Annotated in this window: 26 protein-coding genes; 10 read left to right on the top strand and 16 right to left on the bottom strand. The window is 55.6% G+C overall.

Annotated elements, in window-relative coordinates; genetic code table 11:
• Positions 1-216 precede the first annotated feature (216 nt).
• Genes LT970_RS06120 through LT970_RS06110 form a run of 3 tightly spaced genes read left to right on the top strand, consistent with a single transcriptional unit; the run spans position 217 to position 2,908 of the window.
• Complete coding sequence (locus tag LT970_RS06120; protein ID WP_349292246.1) at positions 217-1,398, top strand: glycosyltransferase; 1,182 nt, start codon at positions 217-219, stop codon at positions 1,396-1,398.
• Complete coding sequence (locus tag LT970_RS06115; RefSeq protein WP_232688584.1) at positions 1,391-1,963, top strand: class I SAM-dependent methyltransferase; 573 nt, start codon at positions 1,391-1,393, stop codon at positions 1,961-1,963. Before LT970_RS06120 ends, LT970_RS06115 begins: the two co-directional genes overlap by 8 nt.
• Positions 1,964-2,908: an alkaline phosphatase family protein gene (locus tag LT970_RS06110; RefSeq protein ID WP_232688583.1), complete on the top strand. Its 945-nt coding sequence runs from the start codon at positions 1,964-1,966 to the stop codon at positions 2,906-2,908.
• Between the two features lie 4 nt (positions 2,909-2,912).
• Here LT970_RS06110 and LT970_RS06105 read toward each other — a convergent pair whose 3' ends face one another.
• The 4 genes from LT970_RS06105 to LT970_RS06090 all read right to left on the bottom strand — a co-directional run bounded on the left by LT970_RS06105 (position 2,913) and on the right by LT970_RS06090 (position 5,945).
• Entirely contained in the window at positions 2,913-4,055 is a 1,143-nt protein-coding gene (locus LT970_RS06105) for a glycosyltransferase (protein ID WP_232688582.1), read from the bottom strand.
• 254 nt (positions 4,056-4,309) lie between these two features.
• On the bottom strand, positions 4,310-5,065 hold the full coding sequence (locus tag LT970_RS06100; protein ID WP_232688581.1) for a ribbon-helix-helix protein, CopG family: 756 nt from the start codon (positions 5,063-5,065) through the stop codon (positions 4,310-4,312).
• Positions 5,066-5,212: 147 nt separating this feature from the next.
• On the bottom strand, positions 5,213-5,464 hold the full coding sequence (locus tag LT970_RS06095; RefSeq protein ID WP_232688580.1) for a hypothetical protein: 252 nt from the start codon (positions 5,462-5,464) through the stop codon (positions 5,213-5,215).
• A gap of 1 nt (position 5,465) precedes the next feature.
• Positions 5,466-5,945 (bottom strand): hypothetical protein, encoded by a 480-nt coding sequence (locus LT970_RS06090; protein WP_232688579.1) that lies wholly within the window; start codon positions 5,943-5,945, stop codon positions 5,466-5,468.
• A 346-nt stretch (positions 5,946-6,291) separates the two neighbouring features.
• Between LT970_RS06090 and LT970_RS06085 the strand changes: the two genes are divergently transcribed.
• Complete coding sequence (locus LT970_RS06085) at positions 6,292-6,633, top strand: hypothetical protein (RefSeq protein ID WP_232688578.1); 342 nt, start codon at positions 6,292-6,294, stop codon at positions 6,631-6,633.
• A 447-nt stretch (positions 6,634-7,080) separates the two neighbouring features.
• Here LT970_RS06085 and LT970_RS06080 read toward each other — a convergent pair whose 3' ends face one another.
• The 3 genes from LT970_RS06080 to LT970_RS06070 all read right to left on the bottom strand — a co-directional run bounded on the left by LT970_RS06080 (position 7,081) and on the right by LT970_RS06070 (position 8,580).
• Positions 7,081-7,347 (bottom strand): hypothetical protein, encoded by a 267-nt coding sequence (locus LT970_RS06080; protein ID WP_232688577.1) that lies wholly within the window; start codon positions 7,345-7,347, stop codon positions 7,081-7,083.
• Positions 7,348-7,352: 5 nt separating this feature from the next.
• Positions 7,353-8,114: a hypothetical protein gene (locus tag LT970_RS06075; RefSeq protein WP_232688576.1), complete on the bottom strand. Its 762-nt coding sequence runs from the start codon at positions 8,112-8,114 to the stop codon at positions 7,353-7,355.
• A gap of 115 nt (positions 8,115-8,229) precedes the next feature.
• Complete coding sequence (locus tag LT970_RS06070; protein WP_232688575.1) at positions 8,230-8,580, bottom strand: winged helix-turn-helix domain-containing protein; 351 nt, start codon at positions 8,578-8,580, stop codon at positions 8,230-8,232.
• 224 nt (positions 8,581-8,804) lie between these two features.
• Here LT970_RS06070 and LT970_RS06065 point away from each other — a divergent pair, with 224 nt between their 5' ends.
• Entirely contained in the window at positions 8,805-10,136 is a 1,332-nt protein-coding gene (locus LT970_RS06065; RefSeq protein WP_232688574.1) for a site-specific DNA-methyltransferase, read from the top strand.
• Between the two features lie 187 nt (positions 10,137-10,323).
• On the opposite strand, the gene LT970_RS06060 is transcribed toward LT970_RS06065, so the two are convergent.
• The 4 genes from LT970_RS06060 to LT970_RS06045 all read right to left on the bottom strand — a co-directional run bounded on the left by LT970_RS06060 (position 10,324) and on the right by LT970_RS06045 (position 14,463).
• The gene (locus LT970_RS06060) at positions 10,324-11,004 is read right to left on the bottom strand and encodes a recombinase family protein (RefSeq protein ID WP_232688573.1); all 681 of its coding nucleotides are present in this window, start codon (positions 11,002-11,004) and stop codon (positions 10,324-10,326) included.
• A 349-nt stretch (positions 11,005-11,353) separates the two neighbouring features.
• Positions 11,354-12,796 carry a hypothetical protein gene (locus LT970_RS06055; protein WP_232688572.1) on the bottom strand — a complete coding sequence of 481 codons (1,443 nt, stop codon included), beginning with the start codon at positions 12,794-12,796 and terminating at the stop codon, positions 11,354-11,356.
• A 129-nt stretch (positions 12,797-12,925) separates the two neighbouring features.
• Complete coding sequence (locus LT970_RS06050) at positions 12,926-13,876, bottom strand: tyrosine-type recombinase/integrase (protein ID WP_232688571.1); 951 nt, start codon at positions 13,874-13,876, stop codon at positions 12,926-12,928.
• 2 nt (positions 13,877-13,878) lie between these two features.
• Entirely contained in the window at positions 13,879-14,463 is a 585-nt protein-coding gene (locus tag LT970_RS06045) for a hypothetical protein (RefSeq protein WP_232688570.1), read from the bottom strand.
• 294 nt (positions 14,464-14,757) lie between these two features.
• On the opposite strand from LT970_RS06045, the gene aglJ reads away from it, so the two are divergent.
• Positions 14,758-15,672: an S-layer glycoprotein N-glycosyltransferase AglJ gene (aglJ, locus tag LT970_RS06040; protein WP_232688569.1), complete on the top strand. Its 915-nt coding sequence runs from the start codon at positions 14,758-14,760 to the stop codon at positions 15,670-15,672.
• Positions 15,673-15,809: 137 nt separating this feature from the next.
• Here aglJ and LT970_RS06035 read toward each other — a convergent pair whose 3' ends face one another.
• A complete protein-coding gene (locus tag LT970_RS06035) occupies positions 15,810-16,517 on the bottom strand; it encodes an MBL fold metallo-hydrolase (protein ID WP_432419608.1) in 708 nt (235 codons plus the stop codon).
• A 119-nt stretch (positions 16,518-16,636) separates the two neighbouring features.
• On the opposite strand from LT970_RS06035, the gene LT970_RS06030 reads away from it, so the two are divergent.
• Positions 16,637-17,341 carry a VOC family protein gene (locus tag LT970_RS06030; RefSeq protein ID WP_232688567.1) on the top strand — a complete coding sequence of 235 codons (705 nt, stop codon included), beginning with the start codon at positions 16,637-16,639 and terminating at the stop codon, positions 17,339-17,341.
• A 136-nt stretch (positions 17,342-17,477) separates the two neighbouring features.
• On the opposite strand, the gene LT970_RS06025 is transcribed toward LT970_RS06030, so the two are convergent.
• A complete protein-coding gene (locus tag LT970_RS06025) occupies positions 17,478-17,771 on the bottom strand; it encodes a DUF5779 family protein (protein WP_232688566.1) in 294 nt (97 codons plus the stop codon).
• 102 nt (positions 17,772-17,873) lie between these two features.
• Here LT970_RS06025 and LT970_RS06020 point away from each other — a divergent pair, with 102 nt between their 5' ends.
• A complete protein-coding gene (locus LT970_RS06020) occupies positions 17,874-18,020 on the top strand; it encodes a DUF7557 family protein (protein WP_232688565.1) in 147 nt (48 codons plus the stop codon).
• 39 nt (positions 18,021-18,059) lie between these two features.
• Here LT970_RS06020 and LT970_RS06015 read toward each other — a convergent pair whose 3' ends face one another.
• Positions 18,060-18,512 (bottom strand): DUF5799 family protein, encoded by a 453-nt coding sequence (locus LT970_RS06015; RefSeq protein ID WP_232688564.1) that lies wholly within the window; start codon positions 18,510-18,512, stop codon positions 18,060-18,062.
• Between the two features lie 124 nt (positions 18,513-18,636).
• On the bottom strand, positions 18,637-19,032 hold the full coding sequence (locus LT970_RS06010) for an OsmC family protein (protein ID WP_232688563.1): 396 nt from the start codon (positions 19,030-19,032) through the stop codon (positions 18,637-18,639).
• A 203-nt stretch (positions 19,033-19,235) separates the two neighbouring features.
• On the opposite strand from LT970_RS06010, the gene LT970_RS06005 reads away from it, so the two are divergent.
• Positions 19,236-19,673 carry a hypothetical protein gene (locus tag LT970_RS06005; RefSeq protein WP_232688562.1) on the top strand — a complete coding sequence of 146 codons (438 nt, stop codon included), beginning with the start codon at positions 19,236-19,238 and terminating at the stop codon, positions 19,671-19,673.
• A 159-nt stretch (positions 19,674-19,832) separates the two neighbouring features.
• Here LT970_RS06005 and LT970_RS06000 read toward each other — a convergent pair whose 3' ends face one another.
• The gene (locus LT970_RS06000; protein WP_232688561.1) at positions 19,833-20,561 is read right to left on the bottom strand and encodes a metal-dependent hydrolase; all 729 of its coding nucleotides are present in this window, start codon (positions 20,559-20,561) and stop codon (positions 19,833-19,835) included.
• Between the two features lie 80 nt (positions 20,562-20,641).
• On the opposite strand from LT970_RS06000, the gene LT970_RS05995 reads away from it, so the two are divergent.
• On the top strand, positions 20,642-20,866 hold the full coding sequence (locus LT970_RS05995; protein ID WP_232688560.1) for a hypothetical protein: 225 nt from the start codon (positions 20,642-20,644) through the stop codon (positions 20,864-20,866).
• The last annotated feature ends 1 nt before the right edge of the window (position 20,867 follow it).

Below are 20,867 nucleotides of genomic sequence, written 5' to 3'. Positions count from 1 at the left end.
TCTCTATTTAACTCAGAGGATTTGAAGGTAACTCTTCTTTGATGATTATAAGACACCCCGGCTTCGGACGACTATATGATAAATGATAGACCCACAACACAATTGTGTCGTTTCTGAGCGGCGGTAGCGAGGTCGGGCTTCGGACAGCGGCATTGTTTAATAGACCTAGTTATAACCCGGATGATGAAGCAATGACTGGAGACGATACTCGCCTTAATGGACTCCATGACTAACCAATCCCACCGTATTGCGATTGCGCACGAACATTTCCCGCAACGAGGCGGAGGAGAACATGTTGCGGAAGAATTGGCTCGTACGTTCGATGCACCCATTTATACAGGATTCGTGAACGATGGAACGACTTCAGACGACGTCGAAGTTCATGATTTATTCGGGGGTGGGTTATCGGGCCAATTACTCTCTGGCGGGAGAAAATGGAATATCCTCTTTCGCGACCTCTATTATATGACTCACTGGGACCACGTTCCAGAACTCCACGACTACGACGTCATCGTCCAGTCAGGAAACAACCCCGGGTGGTACATTCCCCGGGAGGAGCAGACTATCGTCAAGTACGTACACACGCCGCCCCGGAATCCATACGACCGACATCCAGAATTCGCGGATTCGATGAAGCATACAGTGTTTGCGCACATTGTTCGAACGCTCTACGCGCAGACCCACTCGTATCCTGACGTGTATGTCGCAAACTCGGAACTCGTCGCTCGTCGGTGTGAACAGTACTTCGGGATTCCTCAAGCGGAGATCGAGGTCGTGTATCCGCCTACCGATGTCGATTCCTATGGGGCCGGGCATGCGTCAAATGCCGAAAACGTCGAACCAGGCGAATTTTACTTCACTTTCTCTCGACTGTACCCCGGGAAGAATATCGATACAATCGTCGAGGCATTCAATCAACTCGGCGACGAGTATCAGCTCGTCGTAGGAGGGTCTGGCCCTGAACGCGAGCGGTTGGAGAAACTCGCTGGAGATAACGTTCGATTCTTCGGCTACGTCAGTGAAGAACAGAAACGTGCGCTCTGTGCCGCCTCGAAAGCAGGCATCTTCGCAGCGCAGAACGAGGACTTCGGTATGGTTCCTGTCGAGTTCTTTGCATCTGGAACACCAGTTCTCGGAGTTGAAGACGGATACACGAAGTACCAGATTGCAGATGGTGGAAATGGATACACTTTTGAGCGAAATCCAACAGCACTAGCAGAGACGATTCGGCAGTATGAGGAAGACGAGGTAGACTGGTCAAATGAGAGAATTGAATCCTTTGCCGAACAGTTTAGCACGGAACGGTTTCGAGAGAAAATGCACCAAGTTGTCGACAATACGGAAAAAGAGAGTCGTATCACACCCAAGTGGCAGCAGGAGGCGATAACGAATGAGTGAGGTTGTAGAAGAGTCTTACCAAAAACTGAACCTCGGATGTGGAACAGACCAACGTCAGGGTGAAGAATGGTTGAATGTGGACGTTGTTTCCGAGTGTGACCCGGACGTTGTTGTTGACCTCAACTCTGAGCGGTGGCCATTTGCTGATAGCTCCGCCGAGCATATCTTCGCTGCGCACGTGTTCGAACATTTTGAAGATATCGAGCATGGCCTTAGAGAGTGTGCTCGAATTCTCGAACCTGGCGGCACACTCGAAATTCATCTTCCGATAGGACTAGATATGCAAGCGGATCCAGATCATAATCCATGGAACGAGTGGTCGTGGCGAACGCCTGACTTTTTCACAGGAAAGCGGCACTGGGACATAGACGTTGGTCTTACTGTCGTTGACCGTGACGTATCACTTTGGGTACAACAGCCAGGGGTCTTTGGTTGGCTTCAAAAACAGAAAATCCGATGGCTCCGTGAACGTTATGGACTTGGGGAGTGGTGTTTTGGGTTGGAGAGTGTGTCTGGAGAATTTCGAATTGTGTTTAAAAACGCAGAAGACAGTAGTCGAAGTTAAATGACTTTCCGAGATTGGGCTGAAGAATCCATTGAACGGTACCGGAAGTATGGCGCATTAGATGCTACGCGAAGATCAACTCGTGAATTCTCAATGGGTGTTGTCCGTCGGATAGGACGGTCAATTCCGGCTCATGGCGATTATATTTTTGGAAAGGAGTGGGATGTTCTTATTGTTCTTGATGCCTGTCGGTGGGACGCATTAAACGAGGTGAAAAACGAATACAAGTGGTTGCCAGAAAATATCCCAAAAGTCACCTCTCGAGGCTCACACTCCCGAGAGTGGATGCAGGAAAATTTTGTTGATAAGTTTCCTGAAGAGCGAGCTAACACAGATTATATTTGCTGGAATGTTTTTGAAAGTTTTGAATTAAGTGAAGATAATTGGCATAGTCTTGATCCGGTTTGGAGAACTGGTGGATGGGACAATGATAAAGGGTGTATCCCCCCTCGAGAAGTTACTGACCGAGGAATCTCCAAGTGGCGGTCGACTGAAGCTGATCAACTTATTTTGCATTATATGCAACCGCACACGCCTTACCGAAACTTAGAGAAAGTGGAGCGACTTACAGAAGACAGGATTGGCGTTGAAAAGACTGGACGAATGACTGTCTGGAAACTAATTCGGAGGGGAGAAGTAAGTCCTGAAGAGGCTTGGGATGCTTACATTGATAATCTTCGTTGGGTTCTTGACGACTTAGAGATTCTCTTGGAGAATCTTGATGCTGAAAAGGTCGTTCTGACTGCGGATCACGGCGATTGTTTTGGGGAGTTTGGATTCTACGGACACCCTAAGGGGGTTCCACTGCCAGTCCTAGCCCGTGTTCCGTGGGTCGAAGTCTCTGCTGAAGACACCCACTCCTATGAACCCACTATTGAGAAAGAGACTGAGTTAGAGATGAACGAATCGGTAGAAAATCGGCTTGAACAACTCGGTTATCGGTAGATCTTCATTCGAACGCTTCCCTCAGTTCTGCGTCGACGTCCCACGTCCCGTCTGAATCCCCAACAAGCAGTTCTACGCTCGCGCGCAGCAGCGAAACCTGCGTGTCGAACACCGAATAGAGCGCCTGCACAGGCCCGAGCCAATCCTTCTGCCCCAAATAAGTAAATAGCCCAACCCCGACAGGAACCACCAGCCCACCCAGGCCCCACGCGAGCACCGCCCCAACTGTCCCGACCGCGAGCGTCAGCGCCATCAGCCACGGGGAGAGAATCATGAACCACCAGTTGAACGGCAGCACGAGTCGCCCGTAGTTCCCGTACTTCCCGAGGGCGTCCTTGTGCTGCACCAGGAGCCGGATCAGGCCCATCCCGCGGCGGTCCTTCTGCTTGCGGCGTTTCACGAAGTCCGAGAAACTCGCCTCCATGTAGTTCACGGCGGGGTCGAACACCACGCGCCCGCCCTGCCGGCGGATCTTCAGCGCGAGTTCGGTGTCGTCGGCCAGCGAGTTCGGGTCGATGGGCAGGATGGCGTCGTTCTCGAACGCGGAGAACGGCCCGTGGAAGATGAGCGTCGAGTCCAGGTGGGACTCCAGTTGCTGGATGTGGGACTGCACACCTCGATACCCCGACTCCACCTCGCTCCCGCCGAGCACCTCGACGTTCTGGCCGGTGACCGCCGAAACCTCGGGGTCGGCGAGGTTCGCGGCGGCCTCCCGGAACACGTCAGCGGGGAGCTTCGAGTCGCAGTCGGTTTTCACCACCATCTCGTTCGACGCGGCGGCGTACGCCTCGTTCAACGCCGGAGCCAACCCACGGCGCTCGTCCTCCTCGAGCAACACCAGCTCCGGAGCGTCCCGGTCGGCGAAAAAGTCTCGGATGATCTCCCGGGTGTTGTCGTCGCTGGAGTCCACGACCACCAATTCGACCTTCTCCATCGGATAGTCGATTGCCAGCAGGTCCTCGAGTTTCGTCTCGACGATCTTCTCCTCGTTGTACGTCGGGAGCACGACGCTCACCGAGGGCTCCCACGCCTGCTTGTCGGCGGGCGACCCCGACGGCCGAATCCACGCGTACAGCGCGAGATACAGCACGTACGGGGTCGCCGTGACGGCCGCGAGCGCGAGCGCGGCCGCCGCGAACAGATTCATACAGCCGGGTAGACGCGTTGGGGGTAAAAACCCCTCCGACGGCGGTGTTGGCAGTGTTCCGATAAGAGGGATTGGTAGAGCTCAGCATTGAGAGTACCCCGAAAGCCCCGGGTGGCTGCACCACCGAAAGACTCGCTACGCTCGTCTTTCGAGGTGCTCGAAAATCGAAGATTACAAAAGAATTTGATAGACGTTGTATATACAACGCCAATTCACGCTAATACAATAATACGTGGTCGTAGGGTATTTCGGGATTAGGCTTCCTCAAGCAGGTCCGCCAAGAATCCGTCTTTTTCAGAACCAGATCTGATAGAGTAGTCAGTCTGCTCTTCAATGGTGTTCTCGACGTAGCTGAGTGGCTCAGACCCTCGCTGCTCTAGTTCTTGGTAGCCGTCAGTGCCGTAGAAGTTGGAGGTATATTCCTCTGCAAACGCCTCGAAGGGACCAGGGTCTTGCTCTATGTTTCGGAGCGTCTGCTCGTACTCATCGACAAACCGCCTCCGGAGAATGTCATGGCACTGCACCCGTGGCCGATGCAACCCTGTTCTTACCTCCTCCCAAGTCCGTGTGATTCGCTTTTCACGCCATCCAGAGAGCAGGCCTGACCGCTGCCCAAGGCGGTGTAGTTGCCGGAAGAGACACCGCCGGATGATTTCTGAGCGACTGAGGCCTGTTTCGGAAGTCAGGCGATCCAGTATCTCAAGATGCTCAGGCGACAATTCAACGCGTGGACGAGCGCCTGAAAGGTCTTCATCCACCAGGGCTGCCCTCGCCTCATCTTCGGGGATACGCTCATTGATTCCTCGGATTACCGTAAGCAGTTCAATCAACTGCCTTGCCTGTCGTCCGCCTGCTGCAAACTGATGGAGCTGTTTCACGTTGCCCGCTATCGAGCGCCGGTAAAACGCTGAAACGGAGTCGTATTTGTCTGCCTGGTCAACGACCTCATACCGGATTATCTCGTGTGTCTTGTCGCCAATTGTGAATGAAATCTCGTCTGTCTGTGGCATTTGTGTCTCGGAGCCATCCCTGTGTTAGCTCCACAAGCAGGCGCGAGCAACCTGATTCGTATATCGATACGAACCTTTTTGCCGGGGTAGGGCCAAGGAAGGAATGGCAAGGGTCCCTTTGACCCACTTCTTGTGGAGTAGTGTTGGTTAGTCGTCAGTGCTGAGTGTCTCGAGTGTCTCCTCCTCGTGATGGACCTCCCAGATAAGTCGGAGCCAGCCGATTTCGAGGGCTGCAAGCTCGTCGTTCTCGGTATCGATGACTTCCTGAATTCGGACTCCTACGCCCTCGACTGCCGACAGCAGTTCGTGGGCGTGTTGTTCATCGTCTGCGGACTCCAGTAGTTCCGCAAAGGAGTCGTAGCGACCGATGGTGTCGTGGAGTTGCTCGGTGTCCGGCATTCTAGTCCTCCATCAGTAGTTCGAGTTCATGGAGTGATTTCTTCGCTCTCGTCTGGTTACCGAGGGAGGCAGGGATTTCCAGGTTCTCCCGCGCGTACTGCAGTGCAGCATTGATACGCTCCTGAAGGCGGGTGCTGACTCCAAACTGTTCTCGTGCCTCGTCAGTGAGTCCGTCTCGACTCTGGTACACTGGGCCTTGCGTCCCGTCAAGGTAGGTAACGAGCCGCCAGTCGGTCTGTGAGTCTTCTATCACCGGGATTATTCGGAAGCTCAGCGGGCCCTCCTCTTCGCTGAACGTTGATAGTGCCTCGACCTCTGGGGTCAGATCTGGATTGTGTTCGAGCACTTCCGTTGTATCTTCGACAACTTCCGCCTCGACAGGTTCGGTCTCATCTGAGGGAGTGTCACTGTCGCTGTTTGATGCAGCATCATTCCACTCAGTACTCGATTCTCCGTCAGGCGATTCTTGATTGTTCGCCATTACAGGGGGTAGTAGTCCCCCACCACATAAATATAATTCGTCTGATATTTTCCCTATAGTGGTTGCAGGGATCCACAGACGCCTAGACGATGATTTGCGTAATACTCATCTCCAGAAATACGGATACTCTAGAAATACGTACTAGTTGAATTCCGTCTAGCTCACTAGCCTGAGGCGAAGTCAGATATCTGAATATGAACTCTCGATTATCGAGACCGTGACTCCCCTCCGACCACCATCGTATCAATCTAGAACTCGTGAATCCCATTACTAGGCCGTCTCGCCACGATATACCGGATATTGGGATTGTCGAGGTGGTTTAGCTCACAGGTTGCTTCTCACGAGAATGAGACAGAACTATATTACAATCGCCTTCGAGGAGTGCTCTGCTCGCAAGAATGCGAGCGTGACCGAAATGAGTATTCAAGACCTCAAAGCCAACGACGGCAGCGCGGATGGCAGTACGACGTACATCGAATTCCAAAGCGACGGCTCAGACGCGGCCCAAGAAGCGTACAACCTGGTTCGACGCGGTGGCAGTATCCGTGAGGGTGTCGAGGACGTGAACGAACTCTACGCCCAACTAACGCCCCTCATTGCCGACGTGCTCTTTGACGGTGATGCTACGGGTATGATGGAGTGGTTAGACCTCGACGCGGACGACTGGGAAGCCTACAACGACGAATAGATCACGCGAACGGTAGGGGTTGCGTGAACAAACCCCATTGGAACTTATCTCACCATTCTGGTTTTCATCACTGGGACATAGCTATGAATCTGTTCGACGTGCATGAGTTAGATCCGGCCAAATTTGTAGCTCATAGACTCAATTAGAGCGCATATCTGCCCATCTCGAAATTTGACCAAATTCGGCAGTGTAAGGCCACAACATCCCCATAATTATAGGCCTCAATTCGCCCTATCACTCACCTAACCAGTTCTATATCCGGGGTTGGCCTTAGCCCTATCCAAGCCAAATGTGGTTCGGCAGATGGAATGGCTTCGGGGGTATAGTAGTAGTGGGTTCTGCGAAAAGGCCGTTAGAAAGACTAGTGCTATCACCTAGACTGGGACTGCTATAACTATTTCTTTTAGAGGTATCCGAGTGAAACAACCGTTCAGCAGATCTGCTTAGTTACCGTGCGAACTTGTAGACGGCTTCTTGTCCGTAATCGTTCTCGGCGACCTCGATGCCCTTGAATCCGTGTCTAGCGATTGTCACTGGGAGGTCCCTTCTCGCGCGGAACGCATACAAGATATCAGATGGACAGCGAACTTCTATACCCGTTTCGCCCATCGCTTGTTCGAGGTCAACCCGAGTGAAGGTCAGCTCTCGATGGACACCGTTCGCTTCCGCTACGTCTTCGAACACACGCACGATGACGGTTTCGTACTTGTTCATCGTGGTCACTCCGATTCGAACTCGTACTTCCAGACTCTATCCGTCTCTACCTTATCGTCGCCCACGTTGTCTTGGAATACATCGAACTCGAAGAGGTAGAAGTACCCGTCCTCGTCCAGCTTGACCGCCAGCGTCCGCACGGAGTCAGGGTAGTTACTCTTCTCCTCGATGCCACGAGTGTTCCGAATCAACTGGTTCCTGTTCAGCGTTTCACCCTCTCCTTTGGCTTCCACCGCCAAGGCGTGATGGTTTCCATCGTCATCGACACCGACATACAGGTCGTCCAGTTCGGCTTCACGGCCACGGACACGCATCCGCATATGCGATTGCAGGTGGAATGCCTCGTATCCCGTGAAGTCGTCCAGCAGTCCAGCGTACCGTACCTGCGTCAACGCGCCTTGTTCATCCTTGCCGATGTACTGGCGAACAGCTTCGGGGAGAACAGCGGTACTCGTTTGGTGCGTCTCGTCCACAACCTCGGGAACAGGGATCAGCTGTTCCGTCTTCGTGAACATGTACGTCGGGTCTTCACCTTCTCGCTTATCGTCGATGATTACCGCCGTGTATCCGTACTCCGAGATTTCATCAGGGAGCGGGCGACGGGAGCGGTATGCATACGGAATATCTGGCGGATTGCCGACAGAGATATCCAATGCCTCCATCGCCTCATCGATATGGTCCCGATGGAACGGAATCTCTTCTTCTGTACCGTACTCTTCAGCCTGCTTCCTGAATACCCACTTGATGACGGGTTCGTATTTTGCCATCTGCGAGTAGGACTTGACATGGTGGGGAGCTAAAAGTATCCCATAGACGACATATATTCTTAGTTATCCGCCCTAAGTCTTCGAAGATAGTCGCGTCTCGAACGAAAAATATGATTCAGAATTGAGATGCTACATCCGACTCGCCAAGATAGAAGTTGTAATCATCGGGTACAATATCGAGTTGCACCATCACACCATCTTCCTTGTAGGCGAGAACGAATTCGTCCCGTGGTCGGTTTCCTGGTCCTCTCTCTCGTGAAGATTTGAGCAATCCCGCTTCTTCCAGTTGATTCAGATTCTTCTTGATACTCTCTTTCGTCACATCGAACTCGTCTTTCATTTCAGGTGCTGATACAGGCTGCCGCTCACTCACCTCCTTCAACAGTTTCAGCCGTACCTCCGACCGAAGCGCTCTGAATACCTTCGCTTGCTGTTTGAAATCCACTGCCTCGATGTCGTCGTTCATAGTCCAGAATCCAGAGGCCGTATATAAAACATCTTGCGATGAGTCGAGAAAATGGCAAGATATAAAGCGATTAGATTCGAAGACAGTCTTGTTTAGACCCGAGGATTTGAGAATACACTGGCCGCAGTCATCAAATACAAACTAAACGCCAAAGAATGAATACGACACAAGACAACGAGGCAAGTAGCTTGAAACACACTTCGAATATTGGCCGTTTGGATGATATGGATATCCACGACTGGTACAGGTTTGTATACGCTTACAGCGACCGCATCATCACAGGGCTTGTTGACGAATTTGAAATAACCCAAGACGACCTCCTTATTGACCCGTTCAACGGGACAGGCACAACAACCCTCTCAGCGAAGAAACTCGGCATCGACTCTATCGGGACGGATACTTCACCTGCATCTGTCCTGAGTGGCCGTGCGAAGACGAATTGGGAAGTAGACCTTGACGAGTTCCGTCAGCGTCGCTCTGAACTCCTCTCAATAATCCAGCCTATCTTCAAGGAGATTTCTTCGCAGGGGAACACCACACTCGACTCGTTCGGGGATTCGACCAACGGACAGGGTATAGACCTGAGCAAGTATGACTTCTCGGAGCCAAAGAAGACGCCGAAAGGGTGGCTCTCCGAGAAGCCGCTCAAGAAGATGAAGGTTCTGCGGTATCACATCGAAGAGTTACCCAACGACAATGTAACGGATCTATTCAAGTTAGCGATGATTGCGATTTCACCAGAAGATGTTGGCAATGTCCGTTTCGGTCCTGAAGCCACCCGTGACCCGAAACAAGAAGGAGATAAAGATGTATTCACTATCTTCAAGACCAAACTCTCCGAGATAGAAGAAGACCTTGAGAGCGTCCAAGCAGCTGTTGAATCAGGTGAGGTTGAGCCTGGTGAGACTGAGATAATCCGTGCCGACGCCCGCCAACTTGCCGACACACTTCGAGAAGAGTCGGAACTACTCAACTCGGACAAGCATGGGGGCGAAGTAGACTACCTGATTACTTCACCGCCCTATCCCGCCGAACACGACTACACCCGAAACCAACGCCTTGAACTCATTTGGCTTCGAGCTGCTGACGACAACAAGGACCTGCAGAAAATCAAGAAGGCGAATATCCGCAGTCACACCAAGAACATCTATGTTGCTGATGATGAAGGCGAGCAGGTCAACATTCGAGAGAACGACCGAGTAGACGCTATCGTTTCCGAGATGGAGCAAATCATCGTTGACGAAGATATCTCCCACGGTTTCGGTAAATACTACCCGAGAGTGATTGAGGAGTACTTCGCAGGGATGCAGCACCACTTTGAGCAGGTGTATGACCTCCTCGCTTCTGGTGGAAAGGCAGCCTATGTCGTAGGTGACTCTGGTAGCTACTGGCAGGTCGAAGTAGAGACGGCAGAGATTCTTGGTGAACTTGCCGAAGAACGAGTTGGCTTTGAAGAACCCGAAATCCGCCTATGGAGAAATATGGCAGCGACGACGGCAGATTACGACGATGTTGAGGAGAACATCCTGATTCTCACTAAGCCCGAATCCGCATAGTATTATCTTCGTACTCCCTGAAAAACATAGAATAGAGAGCATCCGTTCGACCGTCTCTGCGGAAACTCAACTGTTCATTGAGCACCTTACGAGGAAACCACGAACCGGAGGGAAACCTTCCTATGTATACTCGTAAACCAACAGTCCTTCCGAGACGGCGATGAGCTGCCAGAATAAGATCGGTGGTTCAAGCGGTCGATTCATAATCATACATCATTCGTTTCTGTTCATCCTTCACGATTCGTCGTACTGTCGTCCTTGGAATATCCAAATCAAGAGCTACTGAGCGCAAACTGTCCCCCTCATCATACCGTTCAATCGCTACCTGCGCTTTCTCGAACTCAGGATACTCGGGAACGTAGTCACCAGACTTAGCACCAGTCGTGAACCCATAGGGAGGCCTCCCCACATTCTTTCCGTCTGCCTTGGCTTGCCGTATCCCGCTCTTGATTCGCTCTCTCGTCATTGAGGCTTCCATCTCGGCAAAGACGCCCATGAGCTGCAGAAACGCTTTCTGCATTGGGTCTGTTTCTTCTCCTGGTTCCAGGGCGATATTCCGATTCACGACATGCAGAGCTGTCTCCTGTTCTAATAGATGCTCGACGGTCGTAGCGAGATCTCCAACGCTTCGGGATAACCGGCTCGTCTCAAGGGCTACCACAGTATCTACATTCTCGCCTTCTACTGCAGTCACCAACTCCTGATATGCTTCTCGCTCGGTGTTCGTCCCAGTCGCCTTGTCCTCGTAGAACTCAAGTTCAGAGGGCGCTAGCCCAAGGCGTTCTGTCGCGTACTCATAGCACTCCTCTTTTTGCCGGGATAATGACTGCTCATCTGTCGAAACGCGGGCGTAGATGGCCGAATGCATCGAATCTGGCCATGTGCCATATGCCTATAAAGTCAGGGTGATTTGGCCAGGCTGGTCAAGAAGGCATGATTGTGGCCATGGGTGAAATCCACCAAGACCGTCACAACGGCGTGTGGCGCGTTTCAATTCATGGCGGGGAAAACCACGAACCGCCGCAATAGGCGGCACAACAACGCGCACGCTGGCTACATACCGCTATTACTATGCCCGAACGTGGTTGCTCACTCGAATTCTTCTATTCTAAGGAGGTTCCTTGTTAAGGATATAGGCGCTCTACTGCCAGCAGCAATCAACTTCATAAACTCCCTCTGGTAGTCCTTCACAGCGATCCCAAAAACGACTTGCTATACTACGAGAGAGCCTGATTGATATCCTCTGCTTCAGAAATAATCTTCTCTGTGTTCTCGACCCACTCATCTTCAGAATCTTCGGGGAAGTACTGTTGGTGGAGGTGTTGTCCTATCTCCTCAGCAGTGTAATTTGGATTCGCCCAGTCGGTAAGCTGTTGAATGCCAAACTTCTGCTTGATCTTCTCGTTCTTTTCAATCAGTATCTCTTTTTTCGTGGAGGGGAGATCGGGGAGGAAAAGATTGAGCGGAAGGACACTCAAGAGTTCATCAGTTGAAAGGTGTGACTCAATCAGCTTCTCTCTCAGATTCATTGTAGCTGCTACCTCGCCTGTAGTCAGCAGATTTCTAGATTTAATCGCTCTCAGAATATTCCCTGTAGGCTCTGTCTCTTCGTACTGTTGTTTGAATATCGTTCCTCCCTCAAATTTTGCCCGGTGAATGGAAAGAACTCCATCTGTCTGGCATCGTTCATACGGTTCTTTTATAAACTTCTCATAGAACTCCTTCGTCTCCCAACTCTCATCACATACACAGAGTACCAGACTGGCCATTCCGCCGTTCACCATAAACGAGCCAGTATATGTGTCGTCCCCTGTGGATATGATGTTCTCCTCAATATCATCAATGACGCCCGAATCCTTCATATCATCATTTATGAGTGTGAAGTAATGGGTCTTGTCCGTCAGGACGTAGGATAATTCTTCCTCGAGTTCAAGGAGAGCTTGCTGAATACCGAACTTGCTCAACTTACCTGAATCATATAGCTGTGATAGGGTGTGTCGATAATCGGCTAATTCCTCATGCTTTGAGGTTAGTTCGGAGATCACCTGCTCCTTATGTAGAAATCCGTGCACGAAACGCTCTTCAAAACAGTCTGTCTCCATGAAACCCTTATCAGGTGGATCAATCGTGTATGGCCTACTTGCTTCGCAGAGCAACTGGTGAGCTCCCCAAGCAAGCCGTATATCGTCCTCTGTTGGATGAACAAGACTAACCCCCTTTAGGCTCGTCTGGAGCTTCTTCTGAAGAGTTGTTCTCTCATGGTTTTCAAGCTCAAAATTAGACTTCTTGCTCAGGTATATATAGAGAAGCGGTAGGTAGATCTGTTGACCTGGATCTATAACTGATTCAGTATAGTTGATCAGATTCTCAGCCCCATACTCCTCTGTATCAAGTATATCGGCCTGAAACAGCGCCTCAAAAGATTGGAGTTCTTGATTGAACTCTTCCGTTCGATCCTTTACTCTGTCTCGGTGTTCAGAGGTTCTCCATCGCCGCCTCAGTTCTTCAACTTTCGGGAGGGTATTGACCAAAACAACTGATATCGCAAGCAGCCCTGGTGAAAGGATTGAAAGATACGTGAGAGCTGCTAGAACTGGTACGATCAGTACATTCAGAAGGAGAAAGCTGTAGTTCCTTCTCAGAAATGTTTCCACGCCCATCTTTCAGCCTAAGAATTTGACCCAACTGGGAAGTAACTTGTCCTCTTGCAATTATGTTCGCATAGAGAGAACGTCTAAATCTTCACTCCAAGCTATAACTGAGAGCTTTGCCACACCGTGTTAGAGGGGTTAGAAATTGATCTGAGGTGCAAATTGCTCGTATTCATCTTTCGCTCGCTCCTCCAGAATCTCGCCGTAAATCTCGGTCGTCGTCACCGAGGAGTGAGCAAGGAGTTTGGATAGTCCCTCGATGGAACCGCCGTTCTGTAGATAGTGCATAGCAAAGGAGTGCCGGAGGGTGTGTGAGGTGATTTTGTAGTGCTTGCTGCCGCTGGCATCGGTATAGAGCACCTCCTGAATGCCAGCGTTCTCAGCAGCCTCTCGAACTACATCGTTCAACCTGCTCGGACTTAGTGAGAGGCTTGACTCCGTGAGAAATAGATAGTCACTCTCGCGGGCATACGGAGACGCAGCGCGATAGCCACCATCAAGCCACGCCGTCAGAAGCCCATCGAGTTTGGGCTGCCAGTGTGCAGTATGCACAGTTCCGTTCTTCCCGCGAATCTGGACTTGGCGGTTCTCCCGATCCAGATCAGCGAGCGTAACATCACAGACTTCCGCACGACGGAGCCCCGTGTAGTACTGGAACAGAACGACCAACCGATTCCGAAGCGTTGGTGCGGGCACGTTCTCGACTAGTTTTTGCACTTCATCCTTGGCAAGCCAGATGTGTTTTTCCTTGGTTTCCTCTTCTTTGCGCGTGGTTTTGGGCGCATAGTCTGCCAAGGTAATCTTCTCTGTTGGGTCTGACTCGACTGCCTCCGTATCCACGAGGTCTTCATAGAATTGACTGATCGCAGCAAAGCGGAGCCGAACTGTGTTATGTGCGTATCCTTTCTCCCCCTTGAGATACCCTAGGTAGCGCTGGATGTCGCGTTTTGAGACAGCCTCCGGCTCGAGGTTTTGAGCATCGAGCCACTCGGAGTAGACCGTGAGTCCCTGCCGGTATCTGGAAATTGTCCCCTCGCTTTTGTTGGTGCTCCGGAGGACCTCCAGAAACTCCTTCATCGAATCGTGCATGATTAGTTCTCCGTGAAGTAGTGCGTCTGTCCATCAACCTCGACAGAAACTACCGGGAGGAATTGGTCTTCGAGGTGCTCAATGGCATCCCTGACCTGCTCTGGAGTTGCGTTCACCCGCTCACCGATTGCCTTTGCAGTCTGGGGATTCTCTCCGCTTTCCTCTGCTTCCTCAGAATCTGTAGGCAGAATCAAAGACTCAGCAGCCCTCTTGCGACGATATTCCTGCTTATCCATCTCAATGCCAGCAGGAACATCAACCGGAGACGCAGGCGACGGTAGTGGTTCAAGAGCATCAAAGACCTCCTGGGCGAGTTCGGAGATATCCACAGCATCCTGCTCCTGCTCACGGAGCCACTGGACATCTTTCCGAACACGCTCCAAATCCTGCTTGACTGTCTGGAGGTCATTGGCTAGTCCGGGAGACGCTCCCCCGTTACTAGTTTGCTCGTCACTAATCTCGACTTCGACGGAGGCACGGATTAGCTCTGAAAGGGAGCTGAACCGGCCTTCCTCCTCAATGTACGCCTCCCAGACTTCTTTCTGGGCGTCATCCACGCGGAGATTGATTTGCACCTTGTCACCCATACCACCTACTTGGATACAACGTCGTATATAATTTGTCTATATTTTCCATTGACAATCGAAGATTTTCGGCATGACGAGACGGCTTCGCCGTCTCGAACCATCTCGTACGCTTCGCTCACGAGACTCCCGCGGCTCGCTGCGCTCCAGTAGGTGCTTGCTTCGCCGGGGTTCGTCGAACTGGCCGGGGCTTTCTGGATCCCGTCGTTGTCAAAACCGCCAAAGTGGCCGTACCTAAATACTGCTCCTCGCGCGGAAGGAATACGCTTTTGCGCTCCCCGTGACGTACCAAACCCAATGACCGACTACGAGGACGTCTGCGCGCTCGTGCCCACTCGGAACGAGGCGCGGACCATCGGCGACGTCGTCGGCGGGCTGCACGACGCCGGTGTCGGGAGCGTCCTCGTCGTGGACGGCCACTCGACGGACGACACGGCGGACGTGGCGCGCGAGGCGGGCGCGCGAGTGATCGAGCAGTCCGGCACGGGGAAGGGGCAAGCGGTCCGGGAGGGCGTCTCGCACATCGACAGCGAGTACGTGCTGCTCCTGGACGGCGACGACACGAATCCGCCCGAGCAAGCCCCCCGCCTCCTCGACCCGCTCGTCTCGGGGGACGCCGACCACGTCGTCGGCGACCGCACGGCGGACATGCATCCGGACGCGATGAGTCGCCTGAACCGCGTGGGCAACCGACTCATCAATCGCGCGTTCACCCGGATCCACGGCGCGGACTACGGCGACATCCTCTCGGGGTACCGCGCGTTCACCCGCCAGTCGTTCGACCGGATGTTCCTGTCGGCGGAGGGCTTCGGCATCGAGACGGAGATGGCCGTGGAGTGCGCGCGCCACGGCATCCCGGTGTCGGTGGTGCCGACGACGTACCGCGCGCGGCCGGACGGGTCGGAGACGAATCTGAACCCCGTCTCGGACGGTGGGCGCATCATCCTCACGCTGTACAGCCTCGCGAAGACGTCGAACCCGCTGTTCTACTTCGGGAGCATTGGCGCCGTGTTCGGCGTCATCGGCGCGGCGCTCGCGGCGTACGTCGGCTACGACTGGTTCGCGAACGGCGTCTCACACGAGGTCATCGTCATCGTGGCGGGCGTAAGCATCCTCTTCGGCCTCCAGTTGTTGATGTTCGGCCTGCTCTCGGATCTGTTCGTGACGCTCCACCGCGAGCAGACGCGCCGAATCGAGGAGTTACGGGAGTGACGGTGGCTCCGTACTGTCGCGACTCGCTACAACGCTGCTGGTAGCGTACCCTCTCCAGTTCTCGCGAGCACCCGGAGCCGGATCAATGCACTCTGGCCGGGGCGTTTCTAATTTTGAGCGTCGACAGAACGCAGTCGTCAGACCATCGACTTCAGTCCCCGGAGCCACGCCTGTGGCGCGCGCGAACGGGCGCCGTCGAGTGCGTAACGGAGCGCGTCAGTCCCGTCCTCCATCACGCCGCGACCGTGCCCCGTGAGGATCCGTTCCGGCCGCAGTCCTTCGAAGGCGCTCGGCGGTGTCAAGCGGAGGACGGGGTGGACGCCCACGCGCTCCCGCCCGGCGCGGAAGTACGACGCGGTCCCGAGCGCGTCCGCGACGACGAGCGTCTCGCCGTCGTACAGCGCGGCCTCGGTCCACCCCGGCCAGTCCACGACGGTGATGACGTCGTACTCGCTGTCGGGGAGTCGCCCCGAGAAGCGCTTCGTCTCCGTCGGCACGTTCGCGTCGACGAACGACGGGACGTAGACGGGGACATCGTACCGGCGCGCCACCGCCGCTGCGTCCCGGGTGTGGCGGTCCAGGAGCACGACGACGCCGCGAACGCTGCCGAGTTCCGCAACCAACTCGTCGATGCCGTCGGCGTCGACGGGGTCGATTATCCAGACGTCGTCGCCGCTCCCTGCGCTCGCGGCTTCCCCGTTCGCGCTATCGGCGGTCTCGCTGCGCTCGGGCACGCGGAGCGCGTGGCTCGCTCGCTCCATCGTCTCGTCGGCGTGGGCGATCCACCCGACGCCGCCGTCGAAGCGGTCGATCTCCTCGAATCTGGAGCTGGAACCACCCTTCATCGGCATACCCGCCACTACGTCATCGAGCCCGATAAAATGGGACGGAACCCAGGACGCTGGGTCGTCTGGTCGGGGCGACGACCGGGTACAGCCAAGGGGCACGGGGACGAACGACCGGTATGCTGTCCACCCTCGACTCGCTCGCGCTCGAGGTCCTGTTCCTCGACCGTGCGGCAGCGTTCTACGAGCACCATCTCGGGTTCGACGGCGTACAGCGCGGCCACGAGATCGTCTACGAAGTGGGAGAGACCAGTCTCGTGCTTCGAGAACCCTCGACGGTGCCACGCGGCGGCGTTCACGTTCACTACGCGTTCTCGACGACAGACGACGGCTACGAGGAGTATCACGACCGTCTCGGCACCGACTTCGACCTGATCGAGCACAACTTCGGGAGCGCGCGTTCGCTCTACGTCGACGACCCCGACGGCCACTGCGTCGAGGTCGGGACGGGCGGCGGTGGCGATTCGGAAAGTATCGACGCCGCCACGGTGCCGCTCACCGGCGTCTTCGAGGTGGTTCTGGAGGTAGAGGACCTCGCCCCTGCGGTGTCGTTCTACGAGGCCCTCGGCTTCGACGTGGTCGACCGCGGCGACGACCGCGAGCGCGTCCGACTCGCGGGTCCCGTTGCCCTCGAACTGTGGGAACCACACCGCGGCATCGCGGACGCTCGCGGCGCGGTCCACGCCGACCTGGGGTTTCTCGCGTCGGACCCCGAAGCCGCCGCCGACGCTGTGGCGGACCGCGCGTGCGAAGTCACCGACGTGGAATCGGGCGTTCGCGTGTGCGACCCGGACGGCCACTATCTGACGTTCCGCGAGAAGTAGCGGTGGCGTGCCGCGACGAGTCGGTGGGTTCGTTCACTCCCGACGGCTAGTGTTCGCTGTGACTGACCGGAGCCTGCACGCCTGACCGGTGTTCGCTGTGACTGACCGTTGTTCGCTACGACTGACCGCCGTCCGCCTACAGTCGCTCGGCGTCGACGTCCACGCCCGGCGGCGCGACGACGAGGAACTCCCGGAAGTGCACGAGGGACCCGCCCGCCTCCTTCACGTCGCCCGCGAATCCGGCGGCGAGTTCGTTCAGGTCGCCCTCCACCGCGAGAAACAGCACGCTGCCATCGTCGACTTCGGCGAGCCACTCCTCGTCCGGAGTGGTGCCGTCGAGTACGCCGAGAGTGACGTCTCCGTCGTAGTCGTCGGGCACGTCCATCTCACCTTCCGCGTTCCGCAGATCGAGTTCGAAGCCGTCGTTCATGCACAGTGGTCCTCACTCCGCGGCCAAAAACCTTCGCGCCCGTCACCGGCTACGAACCACCCTGCCCGTGCGTTTATGCGCCCGCGCGCCGTCATTGCTCCCATGCCGAAGGTCACCCTCAGCGACGACACCATCGAGCGCCTCGACAACCACTGCGAAGAGGATGAATCGTACGACGAACTGATCACTGAACTCATCAACATCTACGAGTCCGAAGAGTTCACGACGCACCACGCCGGCGACGACTAGTCGCCATTCCGGCGGAAACCTCCGCTGCTCGCCGCCCGTTTAGTCGCGTTTCGCCGCGCGCCGCACCTCGTCCCACCGACCCTCGTTCTCGAGGTGGGACTGCAGTTCCTCCGCGTACTCCTGGGCGAGCGACGCCGCCGTCGCCGCCAGTTCCTCGTTACCGTCGTCACCGCCACCGATACCGAGCGCGCTCTTGATGCCGTCGACCATCCCGCCGCCGCCACCGGAGCGCCCGCCGCCGCCACCGCCCGCCATCTGGTTCATCTGGTCGTCAACGCTCTGCATCTCGGGAACGACGTGCTCGAGCTTCGACGTGTCCGCGACGATGCGCGCCATCTCGGGGTCCTCGGCGTTCTCGACTTCGAACTCCACGGCGGTCATCACGAGGCCCCACTGCTGTCTCGACAGTTCTGAGGCGCGCACGCGTTCCGCGAACGTCTGGTCGACGGTCATGCGCGCGCCGACGATCATGTCCTGCCAGCCGTTGCTCATGGCCAGTGCTACGTGGGTGGTTGGCTTGTACCCTGCGACAGAAAATCGAAGAAGTGGTGCGCGTTCGTCGGTGGTGTGCGTTCGGCGCTCTGTGAATCCGGCGCTGGTGTGCGTTCGGTGTGCCTCAGAACGCGCCCGTCTCGCCGGAGATGTCCGCGTGGAGTTCCTCGCGGAGCGCCGCGTGCACGTGACAGATGTCCTCCGCGCGGTCGACGATGGCGTCGAACTGGCCGTCGTCGAGTTCCGTCTCGACGAGCAGGTGGAACCGGATCGCGGTGAGGTCGTCCTCGCTGTCGACGTCACCCTCCACGTCGACGTCGACGCGACCGAGGTCCTCGATTCCCTCCTTGTCCGCGCCGACGCGGAGCGCAGGGACGAAACACGACGCGTAGTCAGCGAGCAGCGTAGCGTTGGGTTCGGGGCCCTCCTCGCTCGTCGCGTCGACGGTGAGTTCGAACTCCCCCACGCGGGAGCGGGTCGTGTAGCCTTCCTCGGACGTGCTCGTGACTTCGATGGTCATTGCACTCGAACGGTGACGCGCCCCACCCGTAAGCGTTGTTCTTCCAGTGGTGCCCGTCAGAAAATGGCTAGCCATCGTGTTGGAGGTTTCTTAGCTTCGTAAATGATTCATGCAAATCAACAGGCACCCCATCGTCAGGCAAAAAGGGATTCAGCGTGTGACCCCTCCGCCGACCTTTTAGCTAATGAACAAGTGGTATGGATATGGCCGTGTCAGAGTTGAGCTTGATGGTAACTGCGACAGCAATCGGTGTTGCCGCTTGGTCCCACATCCTCGACTCGCCCCAAGACACAATTGACCACTTCGAGAACTCTCTACTGAGGTACTGTACGGCAATCTTTCTCGGTTACAGTCTCATCGCAATTCTGTTTGTAGCAATTGGACTTGTGTTTGCCCTCGCGGTGAAATCAAATGCTCTCGGCGTCGGTGGAACGACGCTGTATCTTGTTCTTTTGGCTGTCCTACTGGCCAGTATCCCTACAGCAGGGGCGGTCGTTAACGCAGCTCGGATCGAGTTTGAAAAGTATGCCGACACTAGAAGCACGGTTAAGGCTGTGGCCGTATTCCTGTTGGTCACAATCCCCATTTGGCTACTCATCGTTCTCCGCACCGGTCTTCCTGCTTTACCTACTCAACTATGACAGGGAAGCTAAGTCATCTAACTACGAATCCGAGATTGATTGGGGACAATCTTCTACACGGCTCCGAGCGATATAAGCCGAAAATCAACACCTCCCTAGGTGCCGATGGTTGCAGGATTTCGTGTATCGTCGGATTGCCCTCAGACTTGTAGGCCTCTGTCAGTAGTACAGGTAGTCGGTCAAGTCGAACGTCTCCTCGCCGTCCAGCACTTCGACGTCGGCGTCGCTTCCGGTGGCCTCGACCTCCCGCTCGAAGTCCGAGGTGTCGACCTCGATGGGCGGGAACGTGTCGTAGTGCATCGGGAACGCGACGTCCGCGTCCAGCCAGTCGACGGCGATGGCGGCCTGCCAGGGCCCCATCGTGAAGTGGTCGCCGATGGGCACCGCGACGGCGTCGGGTTCGAGGAACGGCGCGATAACGTCCCGCATCTCCGTGTGGAGGCTGGTGTCGCCGGCGTGGTAGAACGACTCGCTGTCCTCGTCGGCGACCTGCGTCGGTTTCGTGTCCGAGACCACGTAGCCGGCGGGCATCCCGGCGGACGTCCCGTAGCCCGTGTCGATGCCGTTGGAGTGGTCGGCGCGCACCATCGTGACGAACGCGTCGTCGAGTTCGACGGTGCCGCCGAGGTTCATCCCCGTCGTGCTGTCGATGCTGTACTGGTCCGTGAGGTACCCCATCAGTTCCGGCGTGCCGACGAAGTGTGAGTCGCGGTAGCGGTCCACGTCCGCGATGTGGTCGGCGTGGCCGTGTGTCAGCAGAACGTGGTCGGGGTCGAGTTCCTCCGGGTCGGTGTCAGTGTACGGGTTGTCGAAGAACGGGTCGATGAGAATGCTCGTGTCATCGAGTTCCACGTGCCAGGTCGCGTGTCCGTACCAGGTGAGTTCCATAGCGTGTACCACTACTCCCGAATCCCACATAAAAGCCCACGGCCCGGAGGGTACTTCCCGGCCCCGTGGATGCACTCGGTATGGACGCAGACGCTGTTCGAAACCAGTCCCCGTCACGCAGCCACCCCGACCGCGTGCGGAACGCCCTGCTCGGCGCCGTCGTGTTCGAACTCGCCGTCGTCGCCGGATTCACCGCGGACGTCTCGGGCGGCCTCGCGGACGTGTTCGTGTTCGGCCTGTTGCTCTCGCTGGTGACCGGCACCGTCGGCTTCGTCGCGTTCTGTTTCTACCTCGCGACAGCGTAGG

The sequence above is a fragment of the Halobacterium zhouii genome (assembly GCF_021249405.1).
GTDB classification, from domain to species: domain Archaea; phylum Halobacteriota; class Halobacteria; order Halobacteriales; family Halobacteriaceae; genus Halobacterium; species Halobacterium zhouii.
The sequence above is the reverse complement of the archived record's forward strand: the minus strand, read 5'-3'. Positions and strand labels throughout refer to the sequence as shown.